This window comes from Chryseobacterium soli, from assembly GCF_000737705.1.
GTDB lineage: Bacteria > Bacteroidota > Bacteroidia > Flavobacteriales > Weeksellaceae > Chryseobacterium > Chryseobacterium soli.
Genome location: NZ_JPRH01000012.1, coordinates 100,571 through 120,501, shown reverse-complemented (window position 1 = coordinate 120,501; position 19,931 = coordinate 100,571). Strand labels below are relative to the sequence as shown.

Sequence of the window (19,931 nt, the reverse complement as noted above, 5' to 3'; positions counted from 1 at the left end):
TATTTTTCTGATAAAAGGGTAGATTTCAATATATTTTTACCCCATATTTTTCTTTTGAAATAAATATCATGTAACGTGTGTAATGTTTTGCCAAAGGTATTTATTAACTTTGTGAGAGACTATTAGATATCCTTCTAAACTATACCAAAACCTACTAAAAACAAAAGCGATGAAAATATGTGGACAAAACATCAGGAAAATTCGTAGAAGCAAAGATTTTACCCAGGAATATATGGCTTTTGAAATGGGTATTTCCCAGAAAGCCTATTCTGATATTGAGAATGCCAAAGTAAAAATCAATATTGATATTCTTAACAGGATATCAGTTATTTTGGACATAAAACCTTCCGATATCTGCAGCATCTCTCACAAATGTGGTACGAATGATTATGAAGATAAATATCATGATCTGCTGGAGTATATGAAGAAAAATAATATTTCAATTCCGGAAGAGTATCAATAATCAAAGGAATTACAGGTTTTTTGGAAGTAATATCTAAATTTTTTATTTGAATAAAGACCGGTCAGGATTGAGGTCCTGAAAAGAATAACCGTTTTGTTAAAGGTCAGCACTGAACTCAATTGTATAATACAGCGATTATACAGTATTTTAATTATTTTTTTCTGGATTTTTACGTAAATTAGTAACGGGATGTATTTCAAGTTATAGCTATAATTTATTTCTGACAGGCCGAAAACCTAATAGTTCGGCTACACACCCATTTACCATAGACACCACCAAATTATTATATTATGATAAATTTATTTCAATCCTTTACAAACTCTATTAAGAATTGGTATATTCCACTCATCTTTGGAATTATTTTTCTTGTTTGTGGCATTTATGTCTTTACAGTGCCTCTTGCTACGTATGTCACACTATCAGTTATTTTCAGTATTTCATTTTTAGTTTCGGGAATTACTGAAATTTTCTTTTCTCTAAGAAACAGTAAGTTTCTGCAGGGTTGGGGATGGTTTCTGGTAAGCGGACTACTTACGGCGGCAATCGGGATCTATTTGATAGCCAATCCTACAATTTCAATGGCTGTTCTGCCATTCGTTATAGGATTTACGTTACTTTTCCGGTCATTCCAATTGTTGGGTTTTGCCTTTGATTTAAAAAGTCATAAAGTATTAAGCTGGGGAAATATTGCATTGACCAGTGCGGGAGGGATTATATTTTCTTTATTGCTCTTATTCAACCCGATATTTACAGGAATATCTCTGGTTACCCTAACGGGAATATCCTTTATCTTCATAGGAATTGCTTCCATATTCCTTGCATTGGATCTCAGGAAGATTAAAAATTTTCCGGCCAAAGTTAGCGATGAGCTACGAAATAAGATAAAATTATTGCAGGATGAAATCGATGACCTGAGAAATCAGAAATAAAAACAGATCAATAGTACAATCATAAAAGAAGCTTTTTTTCAACGGAAAGCTTCTTTGTTTTTGAATAGAAACAAACCAGACTAAACTGTATATCGCAGGTATGCTGATCATTATAAAAAAAGGATTTGAGATGAGTATTTACCGTCATTCTTTTGAGTTTTTGTTCATGAATTCCCACATTCTTGAACTTTATCCTCCGCAACTGAATTCTTCTGAAGTTTTTATATATTTAGGGGAATAAATCATTCTATGAGCGACGAAAAAAAACCGGAAGAAAATAAATCTTTAGTCAGAGGATTAACCAATCGACATATTCAACTAATTGCCCTTGGCGGTGCCATTGGTACCGGTCTGTTTCTCGGGATAGGCCCGGCAGCTGTTTTAGCAGGTCCATCTGTTATTCTCGGGTATGCGTTAGCTGGGATTATTGCCTTTTTTATTATGCGTCAGCTTGGTGAAATGGTGGTTCAGGAACCGGTTTCGGGAAGTTTTAGTCATTTCGCCTATAAATATTGGGGCAAGTTTCCGGGATTTGCCTCCGGATGGAATTACTGGATTCTCTACATATTGGTAAGTATGGCTGAACTTACAGCTATTGGCCATTATATTCATTTTTGGTGGCCGGAAATTCCCCTCTGGGTTTCCAGTTTATTCTTTTTTGTACTCATCACAGCCCTTAATCTTGCTTCTGTAAAAGTATATGGAGAAACCGAATTTTGGTTTTCGATTATAAAAGTAGCAGCGATTATTGCGATGATTGTTTTTGGTGTTTATCTGTTGATAAGCGGTACCGGAGGTGATAAAGCCAGTATCCAGAACCTATGGAACGATGGCGGATTTTTTCCGAAAGGATTATTTAATAAAAATGAAAACGGATATTCCGGACTTTTTGCAGCAATGGCAATGATTATGTTTTCCTTTGGTGGATTGGAATTGATTGGAATTACCGCTGCAGAAGCCAAAAACCCTGAAAAAACGATCCCTCAGGCGACCAATCAGGTGATCTACAGAATTTTGATTTTCTATGTAGGTGCTTTAGTTATTTTATTTGCTCTGAGCCCCTGGAGACAAATTACAGAGGGATCGAGCCCTTTTGTAATGGTTTTTCAAAATTTAAATGGACTTGAATTTACCGTTTTTGGAAAAGTAATACAGTTCAATTCATTGATTGCAAATGTTCTCAATCTGATTGTGTTAACGGCGGCTTTATCCGTTTACAACAGCAGTGTATACAGCAACAGCCGGATGCTTTTTGGGCTGGCCCAGCAGGGAAATGCTCCTAAAAAACTCATGAAACTGAATAAAAATCACGTTCCGATTAACGCGATCATTGTTTCTTCCTGTTTCGCAGGAATTTGTATCATCATCAATAAAGTGATGCCTGAAAAAGCCTTTGAATACTTAATGGCTTTGGTGGTTTCTACCTTAATTATCAACTGGCTGATGATCTGTTATACCCATTTGAAATTCAGTAAAAGCAATCGCAATGCAGGAATCAAAACAAAATTTCCATCGCTGCTGTATCCTGTATCCAATTATATCTGTATCATATTTTTGCTGATTATTTTAGTATTAATGTGCTTTACAGGCATGGAAATCCAGGTGATTTTAATTCCGATATGGCTGGCATTTCTGTTTGTGATGTACACCTTGTATAAACCTAAAACCAAATAATAGTACGTAAAAATTAACAGGACTTTACCGTTAAAATACCAATACAGATATTATTAACACGGATTCTGGTATGCTGATTAATAAGATAAAATCAATAAAAAAATAAAAAGTAATTGTTTTTCAATAAATTATGTGTATATTTGTAAAATAATCAGGCTCCTGCCAATGCTTTTTCTGAAACTTTTGAGTATACTCTTTTTCTCAGTCTTCGCTTTTACAGCCGCTAATTTTGTCATCAATATAATAGGTGCATTACCTTTTTTTAACTTGAATATTTCAAGATTCTAAAATATTAATATCCCTTCTTGTTTACAAATCGATTTATTATTGCTTAGATGGATTATCAACGCAGTAATGGCAATAGCCAAAAACATATCAGTAAATACAATAATTTTATAATACAATACAATGCAACAAGGAACAGTAAAATTCTTTAACGAAACTAAAGGATTTGGTTTTATTTCACCTTCAAATGGAGGTCAAGATGTTTTCGTACATACTTCAGGATTAATAGATAGTATTCGTGAAAATGATGTCGTAACATTCGAGTTACAGAACGGAGCAAAAGGCGTTAACGCAATTAACGTAAAGATAGCTTAATCTCTTAAGATTAATAATCTTCAATTGATATATGCAGATAAAATTTATTTTATCTGCTTTTTTTTGTTCTAATAATTATTTTTTTCCGTTGTAAAATTGGGATGACTACTATTGTCCTGTCAACATTATATACTTAAGCATTGGGTCAGCTGTAGGTCCGATTGGAGAGAAAATAAGATGCTTTTTTACGACGCAAAGTTTCTATTGATCTCTTTGTATGATAAAGAACAAAAGGATGGCTTGTGCATTGCTGTTGAAGCTGCCGGATAAAATACTTCTTTTTCGATTAATTATGGATTGCTGCATTCTTGCGAGAGTATTCTGCTAACAGTTAGAGATTAATGGATAATGGCAGATTTCTTTCAGTGTTGCACCCTTGATCTTAATTTCCATCAGAATCCGCATTATCCAGTGATAAAATAAAAAACCATCCTTAAAAAAGGATGGTTTGTAGACCCACAGGGATTCGAACCCCAACTGACGGTACCAAAAACCGGAGTGCTACCGTTACACTATGGGTCTGTTTTATTTTGGTGGTGCAAATTTACATTTTTTTTCTTTATATCCAAAAATATTCATCAAAAAAATTAATGTTTTACAATTGAAATGCAGTAGTAGCCTGTCTTTTTAGAAGTTACGTTGTGAAAAAAATCTAAAATTCTAACTAAGAATAGACGTGAAGTTATCAATCATACATTGCGATCATCTGAGGGAATAAAGATGGATGAGTTAAAGGTTAAAAAATAATTTTAATTTAATCTGTAATCTATACAGGAAACTCACCTGATAATCAAGAAGAGAATAGATTTCATCAGAAGTATGATATACATCTGGAATCTGCCTGTTGTGTATGTTTTTAATATTCCTTCTTTTCATGGTATCATGTATCACGAAAGCAAATGAATCCTTTGCGACATGTTTTGTACTTTGCTGTGAAATTCCACCGGAATGAAGCCTATATTTATACAAAACTTTGTTGATAAACATTACATTTCCCAATTCTAAAATCTTCAGGTATAAATCCTGATCAACAGCACTTCTTAAGTTTGGATTGATTCCTGAAGTTTGCAGGTAAGTATTTTTTTTAAACGTAAAAAAATGGGAGAATTGAATAGGGAAATTGAAGAAATATCTGTTGTTATAAATTTGCTTGGTACTGCTAAATTCTTTCTGATCAATCAGGTTTTCATCACACATCATCATTTTGGAGTAGGTGGCAACCATACTGTCGTTGGTATAGGCATTAACTGATTCTTCCAATGCTGTGGGGTAAAGGGCGTCGTCAGGATCCAGATATCCGCAGATCTCGCCGGTAGCATACTCCATGCATTTCCGTTTGGTGAATCCGCAGCCTTTATTCTCCGTGTTTTCATAAAGGGCAAATCGGTTATCATCTTTAATGATTTCTTTAATGACTTCTAATGAATTGTCTGTAGAAGCATCATCAACAATAATAACTTCCCAGTTGTGGTATGTTTGGCTAATCAATGAAGCATAACAATCTTCAAAATATTTTCCATTATTATAGTGTGCAATAAGCACCGAAATTTTTTTCATCAAGTGTGTAGGGGATTATTATAAATCCGCATGAAAAAATTACTTAGCAAATTTGATGCAGAAAAGTCTATCCATAAGAATATTTAGAAGATCAATTATTATGTGTCAAATAATATGTATTTTAATTAATTGATAATCATTCATTTATTATTTTGCCTTTAATGAAAAATATTTATCAGTTTTGGGGAGTTATTTTGTCTGGCAGAATGTTATTTTAGAATATTTAGTGTAGAAATAATAAGTCAGGGTCTGAAAATAAAAAAACCATTCTTAAAAAAGAATGGTTTGTAGACCCACAGGGATTCGAACCCCAACTGACGGTACCAAAAACCGGAGTGCTACCGTTACACTATGGGTCTGTGTTATTTTGGTGATGCAAATTTATAGCTTTTTTCTTTAGATACAAGAACTTTTTAAAGTTTTTTTTAAATTTACTTCGTCATTTAGAGAAGATAAACATGCTGATAAACTTTAAGAATCTCAATACTAATAAATTATCCTTCAAAACTGAATTTGAAAAAAAAATCATATTTTTTTTAGAAGAATGGTTTTCAAAACAGGAAACGGTCAACGTGCAGACTTCGGGGTCTACGGGGACACCTAAAATTTTTGCCATTCAAAAAAAGAACATGATCAATTCTGCAGAAATGACCTGCAATTTTTTAGGATTAAAAGAAGGAGATACTGCATTGATCTGTCTGCCCATCGAATATATTTCCGGGAAAATGATGGTGGTAAGGTCTCTGGTAAGAAAATTACAACTGACCGTTGCAGATCCTTCTGTAAAACCCATTGCCGATTTAGACACTCAAATAGACTTTTGTGCAATGACTCCTTTGCAGGTGGAGAATTCACTGGACAAAATTCATTTGATTAAAAACCTGATTATTGGCGGTGCAGGAGTATCAGAAAACCTGAAAGCTAAACTTTTAAAAAATAAAGAACAAAAAGCGACCACTAATTTCATTTTTGAAACGTACGGAATGTCTGAAACGCTTTCCCATATTGCCTTAAAACAATTAATGCCCCAGGCTGAAGACTATTTTACTATTTTTGAGAATGTTGAAATTTCCAAAGATGAAAGAGGCTGTTTAAGGATTTTTGCTCCCAATGTAAATGCTGAAGTACTGCAGACTAATGATTTAGTTGAAATTAAAGAGGGAAATAAGTTCAGGTTTTTGGGACGTTTGGATAATGTCATCAATTCGGGAGGCGCAAAAATTTTCCCAGAAGAACTTGAAGCATTAGTGAAAAAAGAAATTTCCAATGAAGCTGTTTTCATAGGAATACAGGATGAACTTCTGGGACAGAAATTAGTATTGGTGATCGAAGGGAAGGAATCTGAAGAGATCACAAAAAAAATAATGGAAATTCCCTTTGAAAAAAAATTTCACAAGCCAAAAGAAATTATCTTTATCGAAAAAATACCGAGAACACCGAATGGTAAAATCAATAGAATCGAACTGCGTACAGCCATTGAACAAAGTATGTAGCTTTCTTTGTGAATCCTGAATTTTTACTCTCAACTATAAAAAATGAAAGACTTTTCAAAAGAACTCAGTTTCAAAACTTCCCGAAGCAGCGGAGCGGGAGGACAGAATGTGAATAAAGTGGAAACTTCCGTAACCGTACTTTGGAAAGTCGCAGAATCTGAATTTTTCAATGACAGACAAAAGGAATTAATTCAAACCAAATTAAAAAACAGAATCAATGCTGAAGGTTTTCTTTTTTTAACGGTTTCTGAAAGCAGAACCCAGTTAATGAATAAAAATAAAGCCATTGAAAAGATTCTTGAAATAGTCGCCAAATCCCTGATTATTCCCAAAACAAGAATTGCTACAAAACCATCCAGAGCCAAAAAAGAAAAAAGATTGAATACCAAAAAGAAACTCTCCGAGAAAAAGGAAAACAGAAAGTTTAAGATGTAATGAAACCCTAAACATTTGCTTTCTAGCCGCTTATTTGCTATCTTGCTTCAAAATTAAAGTAACAATCTTATGACAACACTTATCTCTTTATCTGCAAAAAGCCGTTTCTCAGGGTTTTTGTTGTCGTTGCTTTATTTGCATACCGATTCTTTTCTGAAAAGTTCCAAAGACTTCATTAATTAAGCCCTGTCAGGATCCAAGGCAGGGAGTATTCCAAATTAATATTTTTACTTATTGTTTTGCAGTTTTCCATAGCGGAAATGCTGGCGTATGTCTGTATCGCTACATTGGATCATTGGAATGGCTGCAGCTTATTCATCTTAAAATTAAAAAAATGACCAGTAATATTATTGTAACCACCGGAATATATGACGCTATAAAAGATACCCTTAGACGGAAAAAAGTCAGCGTTGGGGAAGAAAAGAGGCTTGCAGAAGAACTGAGAAAAGCAAAACAGGTGCGGAGAAGAGATCTTCCTGCTGATGTAGTCACTGTGGATAGAAAAGTAACGCTCAAAGACCATACGCAGAACCTCGAAAACGAATACATTTTTGTGTCATCAGTGAAGGCAAAACCAAAGAAAAATAAACATTCTATATTTTCTGAAATTGCCCTTGCCGTGGTAGGCTATAAAGTCGGTGATATTATCGATTGGCCTTTTAAAGATGGAGAACGGAAAATTGAAATTCTAAAAGTAGAACCCTGGAAAGGTTAGAATTTAATACAGAAATAATCAAAGTACAGTTTAGAAATAAGCTGTACTTTTTATTTCAGAGGGAAAAAAGTGCCTGATAGAAGAGAAAACAAGCACTTCAAGTTTTGAAATGTCATTGAAAATACTATTTTTGCCAAAATTCGTAAACCATGATTAAAAAATTAATAGCACTAAGTGCTTTTTCGATTTCCTGTATGTTTTCAGCCCAGAAAATTTCAATAATACCCTCTATAGGATATGCCTGGAGAACAGCTAAGATGCCTTCCGGACTGAATTATCAGGAAAAACAATATCTGAAAGGCCTGAAAAAAGGAGTCAATTTTGATATTTCGGCTTATTATAACCTTAATACCCAGCTTGGATTAGGGGTGAAATACTCTAATTACAGTGCATCCAGCGATGGAAGATTATCTTTTTCGGATAACAGCGGGCAGATCTTTACCGCAACGGTAAGTACTAAAGATAAAATTACTTTTTTCGGTCCGGCTCTTATGTTTTCTAATTTTAATGAGCCTACAAGACATAAACTTTTTTATGATATAGGGCTTGGAGTGATGACGTACAAGACCACAACAGGAAACATAGAAGGAAAGGGCTCTACTCTTGGTCTGGAAGCTGATTTCGGGTACCAATACCAGGTTGCCAAACAGTTTCTCATAGGTCCGAAGTTTGGTTTTACCGCAGGAACACTGTCTAAAATGACGTATAATGGAATGACTTATGATTTTCCTGACGATGAAAAAGAGGGCTTAACCAGAGTTTCTTTGAGTGCGGTTGCTACATTCCGTTTTTAAGTTTTATCTTTGCAAAAATCAAAATAATGAGCAAACCGATTACTGAATTTATAGAAAAATATTATCTGCACTTCAATGCAGCGGCTTTGGTGGATGCATCTAAAGGATATGTTGCCCATCTTAAAGACGGAGGGAAAATGATGATCACGCTGGCAGGAGCGATGTCTACTGCTGAATTAGGGAAGATCCTTGCTGAAATGATCCGTCAGGGTAAAGTAGATTTTATCTCTTGTACAGGAGCCAACCTTGAAGAAGATTTAATGAACCTTGTGGCACATTCTCACTACGAGAGAGTTCCTGATTACAGAGACCTTACGCCTCAGCAGGAGTGGGATCTGTTGGAAAGAGGATTAAACAGAGTAACGGATACCTGTATTCCTGAAGAAGAAGCTTTCAGAAGACTTCAGAAACATATCGTGGAAATCTGGAAAGATGCAGAAGCGAAGGGAGAAAGATATTTCCCGCATGAATATATGTACAAAATGATCCTTTCAGGAGTTCTTGAGCAGTATTATGAAATTCCTAGAGAAAACTCTTGGATGATTGCTGCAGCAGAGAAAAACCTTCCGATTGTAGTTCCGGGATGGGAAGATTCTACCATGGGTAATATCTTTTCTTCATACTGTATCAAAGGAGAGCTTCAGGCTTCTACAATGAAATCAGGGATCGAATATATGATGTATCTGGCTGACTGGTATACAAAAAATTCAGGAGGTAAAGGAGTTGGGTTCTTCCAAATCGGTGGAGGTATTGCAGGAGATTTCCCAATTTGTGTAGTGCCGATGTTATATCAGGATATGGAAATGCATGACATTCCTTTCTGGTCTTATTTCTGTCAGATCTCAGATTCTACAACGTCTTACGGTTCTTATTCAGGAGCAGTTCCAAACGAAAAAATTACATGGGGTAAACTGGACATCACTACACCGAAATTCATCGTTGAAAGTGATGCTACCATCTGTGCGCCATTAATGTTCTCTTATATTTTAGAGAATTCTTAATTAATACAACTTGGTAAGCCTCAGTATATTGATGTTTGCCGTTTAAATAAGAAAAACGCTTCAACCTGTTGGAGCGTTTTTTTATTCGCATTGATTGCAGAATCTGCTTTATCAGCTCAATCTGCGAGAGAAAACAGATCATTGGGGCGTGCCCCTTTCCATACCATATCCTTCGCCAGGGTCGGGCTGCTCCGGGTTCCACTTCGTTCCGGTATCCTGCCTGTGCTCAGTCCGTCACAGGATACTGCTTGCTTCGCTCGCACCCTCCATATCCCTCACGCAATATTAGTCAAGAGAATGTACCAGAACGAAATACCGGTAGGCAAGAATTCCCTTTTGAATTTTGGTGAGTGTATTGGGATCTTTATTGCTTAATTTAGGAAGAAGCATTTTATTAACGCTGTTCAGCATCCTGAAAAATGATTTTTTCATAACTTTATAGGGTAATGTGAAACATCATTGAAATAATTGTACTCCAAAAATGATGCAAAATCATTATAAATACAAAATATAAACTTATATGAACGAAATATTCAAACAGCAGGTATATGAAATTACAAAGCTGATCCCGAAAGGCCGGGTTTCAAGTTATGGAGCTATAGCAAAAGCGGTAGGTTATCCCAACCATTCACGTCATGTAGGAAAAGCAATGGGAGGGTGCCCCGAAGATGTTCCTGCCCATCGGGTGATATCAGCTTCAGGCGTCCTATCTGTTCCTGAATTTCAGCCGAGACTGGAAGCAGAAGGAATTACAGTTGAAAATTTGAGGATAAAAGACTTTAAAAAACTATTCTGGAACGCACTGGAAGAAATTTAGTTTAAGATAAAAACTTATGTGTTTGAAAAAATTTTGTGACTTTGTGGTTTAAATTTTTACAACCACAGATTTCACAGATTCACACAGATGAATCCTAAATATTACGCAATTTTTCAGACGCTCGCAGATCATACAGATTAGGCAGATTTTGTCCGCATAGTAGAAAAAAGTTAATAAATAAAAAAGATTCCAGCGGCGAAGCCGCTGGAATCTTTTTTATTTATTAAGCTGTAAACCGAATAGGTTACAAAAATGTGTAAAGCTTTTAAATCAGATATTAAATATCAAAATTATCTTTTTCTGGTCGGGCTTTTCAATTCCTCCTTCAATCGCTCATTTTCTTCTTTTAATAAAGCAATATATCCCTGAAGATTTTCAATAATAGAACCTGGAATGCTGTTGAATTGATTATTAATATTTCCACCCGAAGAGTTGTCATTATAAACTGGATGATCATTGTTAACGACCACTTTAGCATCTTCATCTTCATAAATCTCTTCCATTGAAACATCCAGAAAACGTGCGATTTTTTCCCATTCATCATGGATAATCCTTACATCTCCACTTTCTTTTCTGCTGTAATTGGATACGTCAGTCGCGATAATATCAGCGATCTGCTGCTGTGTATATCCCTTTCTCTTTCTTAATAAACGTAATTTTTCTTTTTGCATATCCGTATTTTATACAAAAATGGAAAAAAACCGCAATGTGTACAACACTTGTACAATAAAAATTCAAAAAATATGCACCAGGACTTTTATCTTAAATAATTACCTAAGATCTGTTTTTTTGAATTTGGAAATTTTTTTGGATGATTTAATGATGCGCTTTTCTTTAGAAAAAAGCATTTTCATATATCCTAAGAAAGCCGGAATAAGGAGTGTTACAAAAAGACTACAGATTCCCAATGCCCAGATTGGCATGTCATTTCTTTTTCCTTGAAAATATTCCCAGATCGCCCAGGACATTGCTCCGATGAAAAACAGCATGGCGGCCGGAAAAACCAGATAGCCGACAAAACCCATACCTATCCGGAAAACAATAGAATAATCCTTTCCCAAAGAATATAATAGAATCCATGTCATGGCAAGTCCCAATACAAAAAGAAAAAGAGCAACCATGAATATGATCAGTTTCTGGGTCCCGAAACTTAAATTAGTAACACTTTGATTTCCATCTTTATATCCAATGGTTATTATTTTTCCCATGTCTACAGGATCACTGCTTCCGTAGTTTAAAGGTTTTTTAATCAGTTGGTTTTTATCATTTTTGAATTCAACAACCGCCACTCTGGTTTCATCACTGTCGCTGGATTCCATGGTTTCATAACCTACAACTTTGGCTTCATATTTAGGTTCAGACAGAAGGGAAATTACCGGAGAAGAGATCATGGCTATCAATCCGAAAAATAAACTCGAAATCGCATAGACTACAATTCCCGGAAAGATAAAAGAAGCGAGTGAAACCGTCTCATCATGCTGGGATTTCCTCCTGTAATTCATAAAGAGGATAAACAGGGTAAAAATGAGAGGTGTTAATAAGATAAATTTTCCCATGTTTCTGTTTTTAACGTTTTTGTTTGTCTTTTAATTTCGGAAGATCTTTTAAGAAATTTATGGATTCTTCTGTATTGAATAAGGTAAAACCCGTTACACAAACCAGAATGGAGAAATAGATCAATGCCAGTTTTAATTTTTCAAAATCAATAAATGCCGAGAAGAAAACAAAAGGAATGAAAACAATTACCGACAAACCGAAGGTGAGAATAATAAACTGAAGAATTTTTTTAATAAAATATACTTTCCTGAAAACGCTGTAAAGTGCAAGCAGTCCGATGGTAAGAACAGGGAAACCAATGGCCAGGCTTCCGAAAAACTTCTCAGAATTAGAATTAATGAAACTGCCTAAAATACCTAAGTCTATTTCCATAATTATAATGTGGTGGTGTTATATTGTTTTTCAGCATCAGAAAATTGCAGCATTTCCATTTTCCGGTAATTCATCATTTTAGCAAAGATAAAATCCGGGAACACTTCAATTCCGGTGTTATACAGATTAATAGAATCGTTGAAATATTCCCGTCGGTCTGCAATAATATCTTCCAGTTCACTCAGTCTTTTCTGAAGTTCGAGAAATGACTGGCTGGCTTTTATTTCAGGATAACTTTCTACGGTGATCATAAAAGATTTTAACCTTCCGTCAATACTATCAGCAATTTTTATTTTTTCGTTATTTTCTTTGGTGTTTAGATATTGAGATCGAAGCGATACGAGTTCTTTTAAAATTGTGTTTTCGTTCAGTGCGGTTGCCTTTACTGTCCTTACGAGATTAGGAACTTCATCGGCTCGCTGTTTCAAAACCACATCGATATTGGCAAAAGCTTTTTGAGAATTATTTTTCAGCATCACCAGCCGGTTGTAGGTATTGATTAAAAAAGTAATCAGACCGACAGCAACGATAATGATAAGTAAAAGGGGGATCATATGTTCAGAAGTATATTAACGGTTAAAAATACCTTCAAAAGGGTTGGATTTCAGTATTTGTTTCCAGTTTCGCTGTTCAATCACCATTGTATTTCCATTCATTGTAATCGGAGTAAAAAGAATCATCGCTGCCAATACTGCGATACAGGCTAATGTTGTTAACGCTCTCAATTTTAAAGGCCTCCATTTATTCGCAAAATTCACAATATCCAAAGGAGCAATTCCAAATACTTTCTTTCCTTCATCAAAGCGAAAAATAGAGGTAGAACCTTCATAAAAAGCCTGTCCGATCAGAAGGAAGTCTGTTTTTTCATCAAGGATAAATTCCTGATACCGTCTTGAGCCGTCTTCCCTTGAGTGGGTAGGTGAAAAGCTAATCCACTGTAATTTGTCGGGAATGATTTCTATTTTTCCGGTTTCGTCTTCAATATAAAAATTGTTAAGATTTGTTTTTCTTGAGATCTCATGATAAGAAGTGGACGTTCTTCCATCGTCATCGGTGGAAGTACTGATTTGATCAACCGTATAAATATATCCTACACATACAGTATCAGTGTCGGGAGAAGTTACTGGCTGAATGGCTTTTGCTTTCCCTGAAATTTCAGCAAGCCCCATGGCTACACTTTGGATCGTGGAAGTGGGAAGGACTCTTTGATAAAAATAAAAACGATTGGTCGTATTGGGAAGAATAGCGCTTAAAATGATCACGGAAAAAATAAGAAAGAAAGAATAGATTCCTAAATAGAAAAAAGCGAGGTAAGCGAAAAGGGCTAACAATGCGCCCCCAACAATTTTCCAGACCGGAGTTTTCTTTTTCCGCTGTTCCCTGAAAGATTCAATGGTAGATTGAATTCCCTGTTTTATAATTCCTATAATGCCCATCACAAAAACAGACAGAAATAATCCCATGAAAATAAATCCTGATTCTTTTTGGAAAAACAGGAATGCAATACCTAAAATAGCGGGATCTATAACAAACATAACCCAGCTGGGTTTTAGCCGGATATTAAAAATTCCCGATAAAATGAATGTATGGAACAAAGCAATCCCCAAGCTGAACAGGAATAGAATGGGAAGCATTCCAAGAGATATTTCGAACATGGATTACGTTTTTCACAAATGTAATCATATTCAGGATAATAGATTATAAAAACGGCATAGATGATAACACTATGCCGTTTTTGATGATTTTATTTTTCTAGCTGCTTATAGCTTCTCTGGATAAAGTCAGTAAGATCTTTCCCTTTCAATAAGTTTTGGGAAAGTTTCGCCAGATCTAAGGCGTGTTGTATCAGACTTACTTTTTCCTCAGTATTTTCGGTCTTTAAGATCTGATTGGCAAATTCGCTGTTGGAGTTGACGATCAGATTGTACATCTCAGGGAATCCTCCCATTCCGAACATTCCTCCGCCACCACCTGTAGCCTGCATGTCTTTCATTCTTCTCATAAATTCCGGCTGTGTAATCGTGAACGGTGCATCATTGCTGTCCATATCTTCAAGCTGTACGGTGAATTTAGCATCGCTTATTGCCTCTTCAACATTCCTTTTTAATGATTCCTTGTCGGCCTCATTTAATTTCGAAATAACCGGCTCATCTTTCTTGATCAGATTGTTGATGTGGTCAGCATCCACTCTTGCAAATGAAACTTTTTCTTTAGACGTTTCAAGTTTTTGGATGATATGCGAAGCGATAGGAGAGTCTAATAAAATAACTTCATACCCTTTATCTTTCGCAGATTGAATATAGCTGTGCTGTTCGTCAGCATTAGTAGCATAAAGAATCACTAAATTACCGTCTTTATCCGTTTGTGAAGGTTTGATCTTCTCAGTCAGCTCATTCCACAAGAAATACTTTCCGTCAACAGTAGGGTATAGGGTGAATTTATCAGCTTTTTCGTAGAATTTCTCTTCAGAAACAATTCCGTATTCGATAACGATTTTGATGTCGTTCCATTTTTTCTCGTAATCTTCACGGTTTTCATTGATCAATGAAGACATTTTATCAGCTACTTTCTTCGTGATATAAGAAGAAATCTTCTTCACTGCACCGTCAGCCTGAAGGTAAGAACGGGAAACATTTAACGGGATATCCGGGGAATCGATAACTCCTCTCAGAAGCATTAGGAAATCGGGTACAATACCTTTCACCTCATCCGTTACATATACCTGATTCTGGTATAACTGGATTTTATCTTTATCAATATTTAAATTATTGCTCAACTTCGGAAAGAATAGGATCCCGGTCAGATTGAACGGATAGTCAACATTCAGGTGAATGTGGAATAAAGGCTCTTCAAACTGCATAGGATACAGTTCATGGTAGAACTTCAGATAATCCTGATCAGTAAGATCACTCGGCGCCGTTGTCCATGCCGGAGTTGGATTATTGATAATGTTGTCTACTTCTTCAGTTTCTGCAACCGTGCCTTCCGGAGCATCTTCCGGTACAGGAAGCGTCTGGGTTTTAGTTCCGAATTTAATGGGAACAGGCATGAATTTATTATACTTTAATAATAATTCGCGGATTTTAGACTCCTCAAGGAATTCCGTAGAATCTTCAGCGATATGGAGAATGATTTCAGTTCCACGATCTGTCTTATCGGTTGTTTCTTCAAGTGTAAATTCAGGACTTCCATCGCAGATCCAACGTACTGCAGGTTCGTCTTTATAAGATTTTGTAAGGATTTCTACTTTTTCTGCCACCATAAACGCAGAATAGAATCCAAGACCGAAATGGCCGATAATTCCTGAATCTTTTGCCGTGTCCTTATACTTTTCAAGAAATTCTTCAGCGCCGGAAAAAGCAACCTGGTTGATGTATTTTTCTACCTCTTCAGCGGTCATCCCAATTCCCTGGTCAATGATGCGGAGCGTTTTCTGCTCTTTATCAACTTTAACCTCAAGCTGTGGATTTCCGTACTCTACTTTAACTTCACCTATACTCGTTAGGTGTTTTAACTTAAGAGTAGCATCCGTTGCATTGGATATAAGCTCTCTTAAGAATATTTCGTGATCACTGTAAAGAAATTTTTTAATAAGTGGGAAAATGTTTTCCACCGATACGTTAATATTTCCTTTAGTCATAATATGTTGATTTTTGATTATAGTTCATTCTCATCTTGCACAAAAAAAATACCACGCCCAGAAAAGTGACAGATTGACAGAATTAGATTAAAAGATAAAAGATAAAAGATTTTGGTTATTCAATAGAAGTGGGTTTTAACCCACTTAAAAAAAACAAAAAATCCATCTGGCTTTAGCCAAAACCACAATATTATTAAATAAAAATCCCACAAACCCCATATTCAAAATAAACATAATCATCTGTGAAAATCCGTGCAATCCATGGTAAAAAAGAGTATAACAAAAAAAGACAGCCCGAAAGCTGCCTTTACATTATTACTCATTGAAAAATTATTTTACTTTATTTTTCAATTCTTCTTTGATTTTGTTTTCCAATTCCTCAGAAAGTTCAGGGTTGTCTTTCAGAACATCTTTTACCGCATCACGGCCTTGTCCTAATTTAGTTTCCTCATAGCTGAACCAAGAACCGCTTTTCTTTACAATTCCTAAGTCTACCGCCTGATCAAGGATCTCACCTGTTTTAGATACACCTTCACCGTACATAATGTCGAATTCAGCTTGTTTGAAAGGTGGAGCTACTTTGTTTTTAACAATTTTCACTTTCACACGGCTTCCTACTGCTTCATCACCATTTTTAATCGGTGCACTGGCCTTTCTGATATCAATTCTTACAGAAGCGTAAAATTTCAATGCATTACCACCGGTAGTTGTTTCAGGGTTTCCGAACATTACTCCGATTTTTTCTCTTAACTGGTTGATGAAAATTACCGTACATTTCGTTCTTGAAATGGTAGCTGTTAGTTTTCTCAATGCCTGAGACATCAATCTTGCATGAAGACCCATTTTTGAATCTCCCATTTCACCTTCAATCTCTGCTTTTGGAGTAAGAGCAGCAACAGAGTCAATAACGACAATATCAATCGCTCCTGAACGGATCAGATTATCCGCAATTTCTAAAGCCTGTTCACCGTTGTCCGGCTGAGATATAATTAAGTTTTCCAGATCAATTCCTAGTTTTGCAGCATAGGTTCTGTCGAAAGCATGCTCCGCATCAATGAACGCTGCAATACCGCCAGCTTTTTGTGCTTCAGCAATTGCATGAAGCGTTAAGGTTGTTTTACCTGAAGATTCAGGGCCGTAGATCTCAATGATTCTTCCTCTTGGGTATCCACCAACTCCTAGCGCAATGTCTATGCCCAAAGAACCGGAAGGAATTACTTCTATTGTATTGTCGACAGTATTGTCGCCCAATGTCATTACAGTCCCTTTTCCGTACGTTTTATCTAACTTGTCAAGCACCAATGCAAGTGCTTTTTTCTTATCATCAATATTGCTCATCTCGATTAAAATAATTTCTCAAAAATACATAATTTAAACATCAAAAACTAATATTATTTCTCTTGAAAAGCTGTTTTAAGCGTTAAAAAATAATAAAATTGAAGATGCTGATCAGGTTCAGAACGAAGCTGATGCATCAATACATAATCTGAAAATATAAAATGAAATTTTACGGAAGAATATCAGAATATCATTGTTTTATTTAATGAAAATTCGAATTTTTTGTGACCCTTAAATAGTCTTCCAACACTTTTAACTGGTCTTTGTTCCCCTTTTTTATCCGGGCTTCACGACTCACGGTTTTGTCGTATATTTTATTGATCACCTTTTTTGTTACCGGAAATAAATTCTTATTGGGAACATCCGGAATCTGCAACCTTTTGCAAACTTCATCGTCCAGTAAAAACCAGGTGCAACAGATATGCAGATAGCGAAGGTTTTTTCTCTGAAACTGAAATTTCAGGATTGGATTTTCCAATGATTCATTCAGTAACGAATGGGCCAGTAAAACCGAATCTTTGTCGGAAGATGGTTGCACAGAGGTCCATAGATAAAAATATTCAGTAGCCTGTTTTTTATTGTCAGGCATAAGGTTTTCAGGAATTCCCAGCAGATACCCTACATATTTCCAAAGGTGGAAAAGTCCTTTTTCTTCATCTTCAGAAAAAGTATTGCCCAATTTTTGGAGACTATGAAGAAAAACCAAGCTAAAGCCGATGTAAGTCGCCATCATATCCCATGAATTAATAGGTTCACCCCAGTTTTCAGTGTCCCAATCTTTATAATGCTTTTTAATGGAAAGTCTTGCGTAAGAATGAATAAGGCGGGTTTTAATAGCAAATTCATATCCCTTTGCATGAATTTCCAGCGCATTATACCTTGTTACATTCACCCAAAAATCTAATGTTTCGGAGAGACGTTTCACCGCTCCTTTTTTTAAGGCTTCTGTCACAATTAAAGGTTTGTTGAGGTAGGCATAATCATAACCACCCATCAGGCAGTAATCCCGTAAGGAGATCAGAGAATCGATATTGCCTCTCATGCAAAGCTCTGCACCGCTTTTTAATAGATTATGATCCAGCCATTCGGGAATATGCTGGGTTTGGGTAAAAAGCTTTTTTACGCTTTCCGGAATAGGATCATTTTCAGAAACACCATTTCGGATATACTGTTCGATTTCTTTAGAAGCTTCCTGGAATTTTTTAGTGAAGTACACCTCTTTTACAACATCATCTCCTGCTTCATCAACATGGTAAAAGTAAGGAGAAAATTTTTCAAAATCCTTAAAATTGATCTCAGCTCCGGAGAATTCGATAAGCTGTTTTCCGTTGCCGCTTTCCCAAAAATCTTTGAAGTGAGGTGAATCTTTAAAACGTGGTGGTACAGTAAATCTTTCCATGATGTATAAAAATACGAGTTTTATATCAGAATTTCATGGTGAGATTTGTCAGGCATTGAGAATTTTCCAATAATGAGTATAAAATTAAAGTAAACCCCATTCAAAAGCTTTTTTTAATAGTTCTTTGCTGTTTTTAGAGTTGGTTTTCCTTAAAATATTCTTTCGGTGGCTTCGGACTGTATGCTCAGATAAGATCAGTGCTTTGGCTATTTCCGATGCCGAAAAGCCTTTTAGAATAAAAGACAGCACTTCCGTTTCTCTTTTCGTTAAGTTTTCGAAAAAATTAGTAGACTGCGAAAAATTACACAATTTTATTTGATGGAAATCGTTTCGCGGGCTTATTCCTGTCACCAAAACGGTGTAAGGATTTTCTTTCGTGATATGATTGATATTTGTATGGATATTGATGGCCTGAATAGGCTGGCCGGTTTCATCTTCCATCGTAAGAATGGCCTGATGATGGAACATTTCATAGTTACCGTTTGCTGTTTTCATTCTGAAGCAATAGCTTAGTTTTAAATACAGCTGATTCTCAAAACCGATTTCTGCCATTTTTTCAATAACTGTTTTTTCAGCTTTTATTACAAAAGGTATATCGTCAGGATGGGTAAGATCAAGGACCTCTTTTAGATTTTTCGGATATTCTTTGAGTCCATGGAGCTTTAAAATATTTTCATGGTGATGGGAGAGGGTACTGTTGGTAAGATTTAAAAGATAATAATAAAACTCACCGACGGCAAACATTTCACCAATAATGCGCTCAATGGATGGTGTATTCAGAATTTCTCTGCTCGCATTCCTTACACCTGGATAGGTGTCCCAAACTTCAATAAGAGAATGTTTTTTTTCTGAATTTTTCATGCATACTTAGTTTAAAGGCTAAAATAATTAAAATCTAAAGAAAATCCCACTAAAGTGGGATTTTTTTATGTTAATAAAATTCCAACATTTGTACAAACTAATAACCAGGAAAACCCAATTGATGATAAGCTGTATAAATGGTACGGTTTTATATTTTTCTGTGCTTCGCTTTTTAGCTGGGAGAATATGGAAATAGAATACGGTAATCTTGTTACAAATCAAATAGATAGATCAAAATCTATGAATGAATGTTATAAATAAAGTTTAGCTTTTTCTTGTTAGTTGT

Annotated in this window: 21 protein-coding genes and 2 tRNA genes; 10 read left to right on the top strand and 13 right to left on the bottom strand. The window is 35.6% G+C overall.

Going from position 1 to position 19,931, the window contains the following annotated elements:
• Window positions 1–169 precede the first annotated feature (169 nt).
• The 4 genes from IW15_RS20360 to IW15_RS20345 all read left to right on the top strand — a co-directional run bounded on the left by IW15_RS20360 (window position 170) and on the right by IW15_RS20345 (window position 3,666).
• Complete coding sequence (locus tag IW15_RS20360; RefSeq protein WP_034715138.1) at window positions 170–463, top strand: helix-turn-helix domain-containing protein; 294 nt, start codon at window positions 170–172, stop codon at window positions 461–463.
• Between the two features lie 290 nt (window positions 464–753).
• Window positions 754–1,392, top strand: coding sequence for an HdeD family acid-resistance protein (locus tag IW15_RS20355; RefSeq protein WP_034715134.1), 639 nt, complete (start codon window positions 754–756; stop codon window positions 1,390–1,392).
• Window positions 1,393–1,641: 249 nt separating this feature from the next.
• A complete protein-coding gene (locus tag IW15_RS20350; RefSeq protein ID WP_034715131.1) occupies window positions 1,642–3,066 on the top strand; it encodes an amino acid permease in 1,425 nt (474 codons plus the stop codon).
• A 408-nt stretch (window positions 3,067–3,474) separates the two neighbouring features.
• Window positions 3,475–3,666: a cold-shock protein gene (locus IW15_RS20345; protein WP_034715129.1), complete on the top strand. Its 192-nt coding sequence runs from the start codon at window positions 3,475–3,477 to the stop codon at window positions 3,664–3,666.
• Between the two features lie 451 nt (window positions 3,667–4,117).
• On the opposite strand, the gene IW15_RS20340 is transcribed toward IW15_RS20345, so the two are convergent.
• From IW15_RS20340 to IW15_RS20330, 3 genes are all read right to left on the bottom strand, one after another.
• Window positions 4,118–4,188: transfer RNA gene (locus tag IW15_RS20340), tRNA-Gln, on the bottom strand.
• Window positions 4,189–4,395: 207 nt separating this feature from the next.
• Window positions 4,396–5,223: a glycosyltransferase family 2 protein gene (locus IW15_RS20335; RefSeq protein ID WP_228384410.1), complete on the bottom strand. Its 828-nt coding sequence runs from the start codon at window positions 5,221–5,223 to the stop codon at window positions 4,396–4,398.
• Between the two features lie 288 nt (window positions 5,224–5,511).
• Window positions 5,512–5,582, bottom strand: a tRNA-Gln gene (locus tag IW15_RS20330).
• 99 nt (window positions 5,583–5,681) lie between these two features.
• Here IW15_RS20330 and IW15_RS20325 point away from each other — a divergent pair.
• From IW15_RS20325 to IW15_RS20305, 5 genes are all read left to right on the top strand, one after another.
• On the top strand, window positions 5,682–6,716 hold the full coding sequence (locus IW15_RS20325; protein ID WP_034715123.1) for an AMP-binding protein: 1,035 nt from the start codon (window positions 5,682–5,684) through the stop codon (window positions 6,714–6,716).
• Window positions 6,717–6,758: 42 nt separating this feature from the next.
• A complete protein-coding gene (arfB, locus tag IW15_RS20320) occupies window positions 6,759–7,151 on the top strand; it encodes an alternative ribosome rescue aminoacyl-tRNA hydrolase ArfB (protein ID WP_034715120.1) in 393 nt (130 codons plus the stop codon).
• 334 nt (window positions 7,152–7,485) lie between these two features.
• Entirely contained in the window at window positions 7,486–7,866 is a 381-nt protein-coding gene (locus IW15_RS20315) for a GreA/GreB family elongation factor (protein WP_034715239.1), read from the top strand.
• 149 nt (window positions 7,867–8,015) lie between these two features.
• Window positions 8,016–8,660 carry a hypothetical protein gene (locus IW15_RS20310; protein WP_034715116.1) on the top strand — a complete coding sequence of 215 codons (645 nt, stop codon included), beginning with the start codon at window positions 8,016–8,018 and terminating at the stop codon, window positions 8,658–8,660.
• A 26-nt stretch (window positions 8,661–8,686) separates the two neighbouring features.
• On the top strand, window positions 8,687–9,661 hold the full coding sequence (locus tag IW15_RS20305) for a deoxyhypusine synthase family protein (protein ID WP_034715114.1): 975 nt from the start codon (window positions 8,687–8,689) through the stop codon (window positions 9,659–9,661).
• Between the two features lie 285 nt (window positions 9,662–9,946).
• On the opposite strand, the gene IW15_RS22900 is transcribed toward IW15_RS20305, so the two are convergent.
• Window positions 9,947–10,093, bottom strand: a complete 147-nt coding sequence (locus tag IW15_RS22900) for a hypothetical protein (protein ID WP_165585234.1) — start codon at window positions 10,091–10,093, stop codon at window positions 9,947–9,949.
• An 88-nt stretch (window positions 10,094–10,181) separates the two neighbouring features.
• On the opposite strand from IW15_RS22900, the gene IW15_RS20300 reads away from it, so the two are divergent.
• Window positions 10,182–10,478, top strand: a complete 297-nt coding sequence (locus tag IW15_RS20300; RefSeq protein ID WP_034715110.1) for an MGMT family protein — start codon at window positions 10,182–10,184, stop codon at window positions 10,476–10,478.
• Window positions 10,479–10,768: 290 nt separating this feature from the next.
• On the opposite strand, the gene IW15_RS20295 is transcribed toward IW15_RS20300, so the two are convergent.
• From IW15_RS20295 to IW15_RS20255, 9 genes are all read right to left on the bottom strand, one after another.
• Window positions 10,769–11,149, bottom strand: coding sequence for a helix-turn-helix transcriptional regulator (locus IW15_RS20295; protein WP_034715107.1), 381 nt, complete (start codon window positions 11,147–11,149; stop codon window positions 10,769–10,771).
• Between the two features lie 99 nt (window positions 11,150–11,248).
• Window positions 11,249–12,034, bottom strand: a complete 786-nt coding sequence (locus IW15_RS20290) for a hypothetical protein (RefSeq protein WP_131368606.1) — start codon at window positions 12,032–12,034, stop codon at window positions 11,249–11,251.
• A gap of 10 nt (window positions 12,035–12,044) precedes the next feature.
• Window positions 12,045–12,407, bottom strand: coding sequence for a hypothetical protein (locus IW15_RS20285; protein WP_034715101.1), 363 nt, complete (start codon window positions 12,405–12,407; stop codon window positions 12,045–12,047).
• A gap of 2 nt (window positions 12,408–12,409) precedes the next feature.
• Window positions 12,410–12,961: a LemA family protein gene (locus IW15_RS20280; RefSeq protein ID WP_034715099.1), complete on the bottom strand. Its 552-nt coding sequence runs from the start codon at window positions 12,959–12,961 to the stop codon at window positions 12,410–12,412.
• Window positions 12,962–12,976: 15 nt separating this feature from the next.
• A complete protein-coding gene (locus IW15_RS20275) occupies window positions 12,977–14,062 on the bottom strand; it encodes a hypothetical protein (protein WP_034715096.1) in 1,086 nt (361 codons plus the stop codon).
• An 89-nt stretch (window positions 14,063–14,151) separates the two neighbouring features.
• Window positions 14,152–16,047, bottom strand: a complete 1,896-nt coding sequence (htpG, locus tag IW15_RS20270; RefSeq protein ID WP_034715095.1) for a molecular chaperone HtpG — start codon at window positions 16,045–16,047, stop codon at window positions 14,152–14,154.
• A 330-nt stretch (window positions 16,048–16,377) separates the two neighbouring features.
• Window positions 16,378–17,385, bottom strand: a complete 1,008-nt coding sequence (gene recA / locus IW15_RS20265; protein ID WP_034715093.1) for a recombinase RecA — start codon at window positions 17,383–17,385, stop codon at window positions 16,378–16,380.
• A gap of 202 nt (window positions 17,386–17,587) precedes the next feature.
• Window positions 17,588–18,784 carry an oxygenase MpaB family protein gene (locus IW15_RS20260; RefSeq protein WP_034715090.1) on the bottom strand — a complete coding sequence of 399 codons (1,197 nt, stop codon included), beginning with the start codon at window positions 18,782–18,784 and terminating at the stop codon, window positions 17,588–17,590.
• Between the two features lie 84 nt (window positions 18,785–18,868).
• Window positions 18,869–19,645 (bottom strand): LuxR C-terminal-related transcriptional regulator, encoded by a 777-nt coding sequence (locus tag IW15_RS20255; protein ID WP_034715087.1) that lies wholly within the window; start codon window positions 19,643–19,645, stop codon window positions 18,869–18,871.
• Window positions 19,646–19,931: the final 286 nt, after the last annotated feature.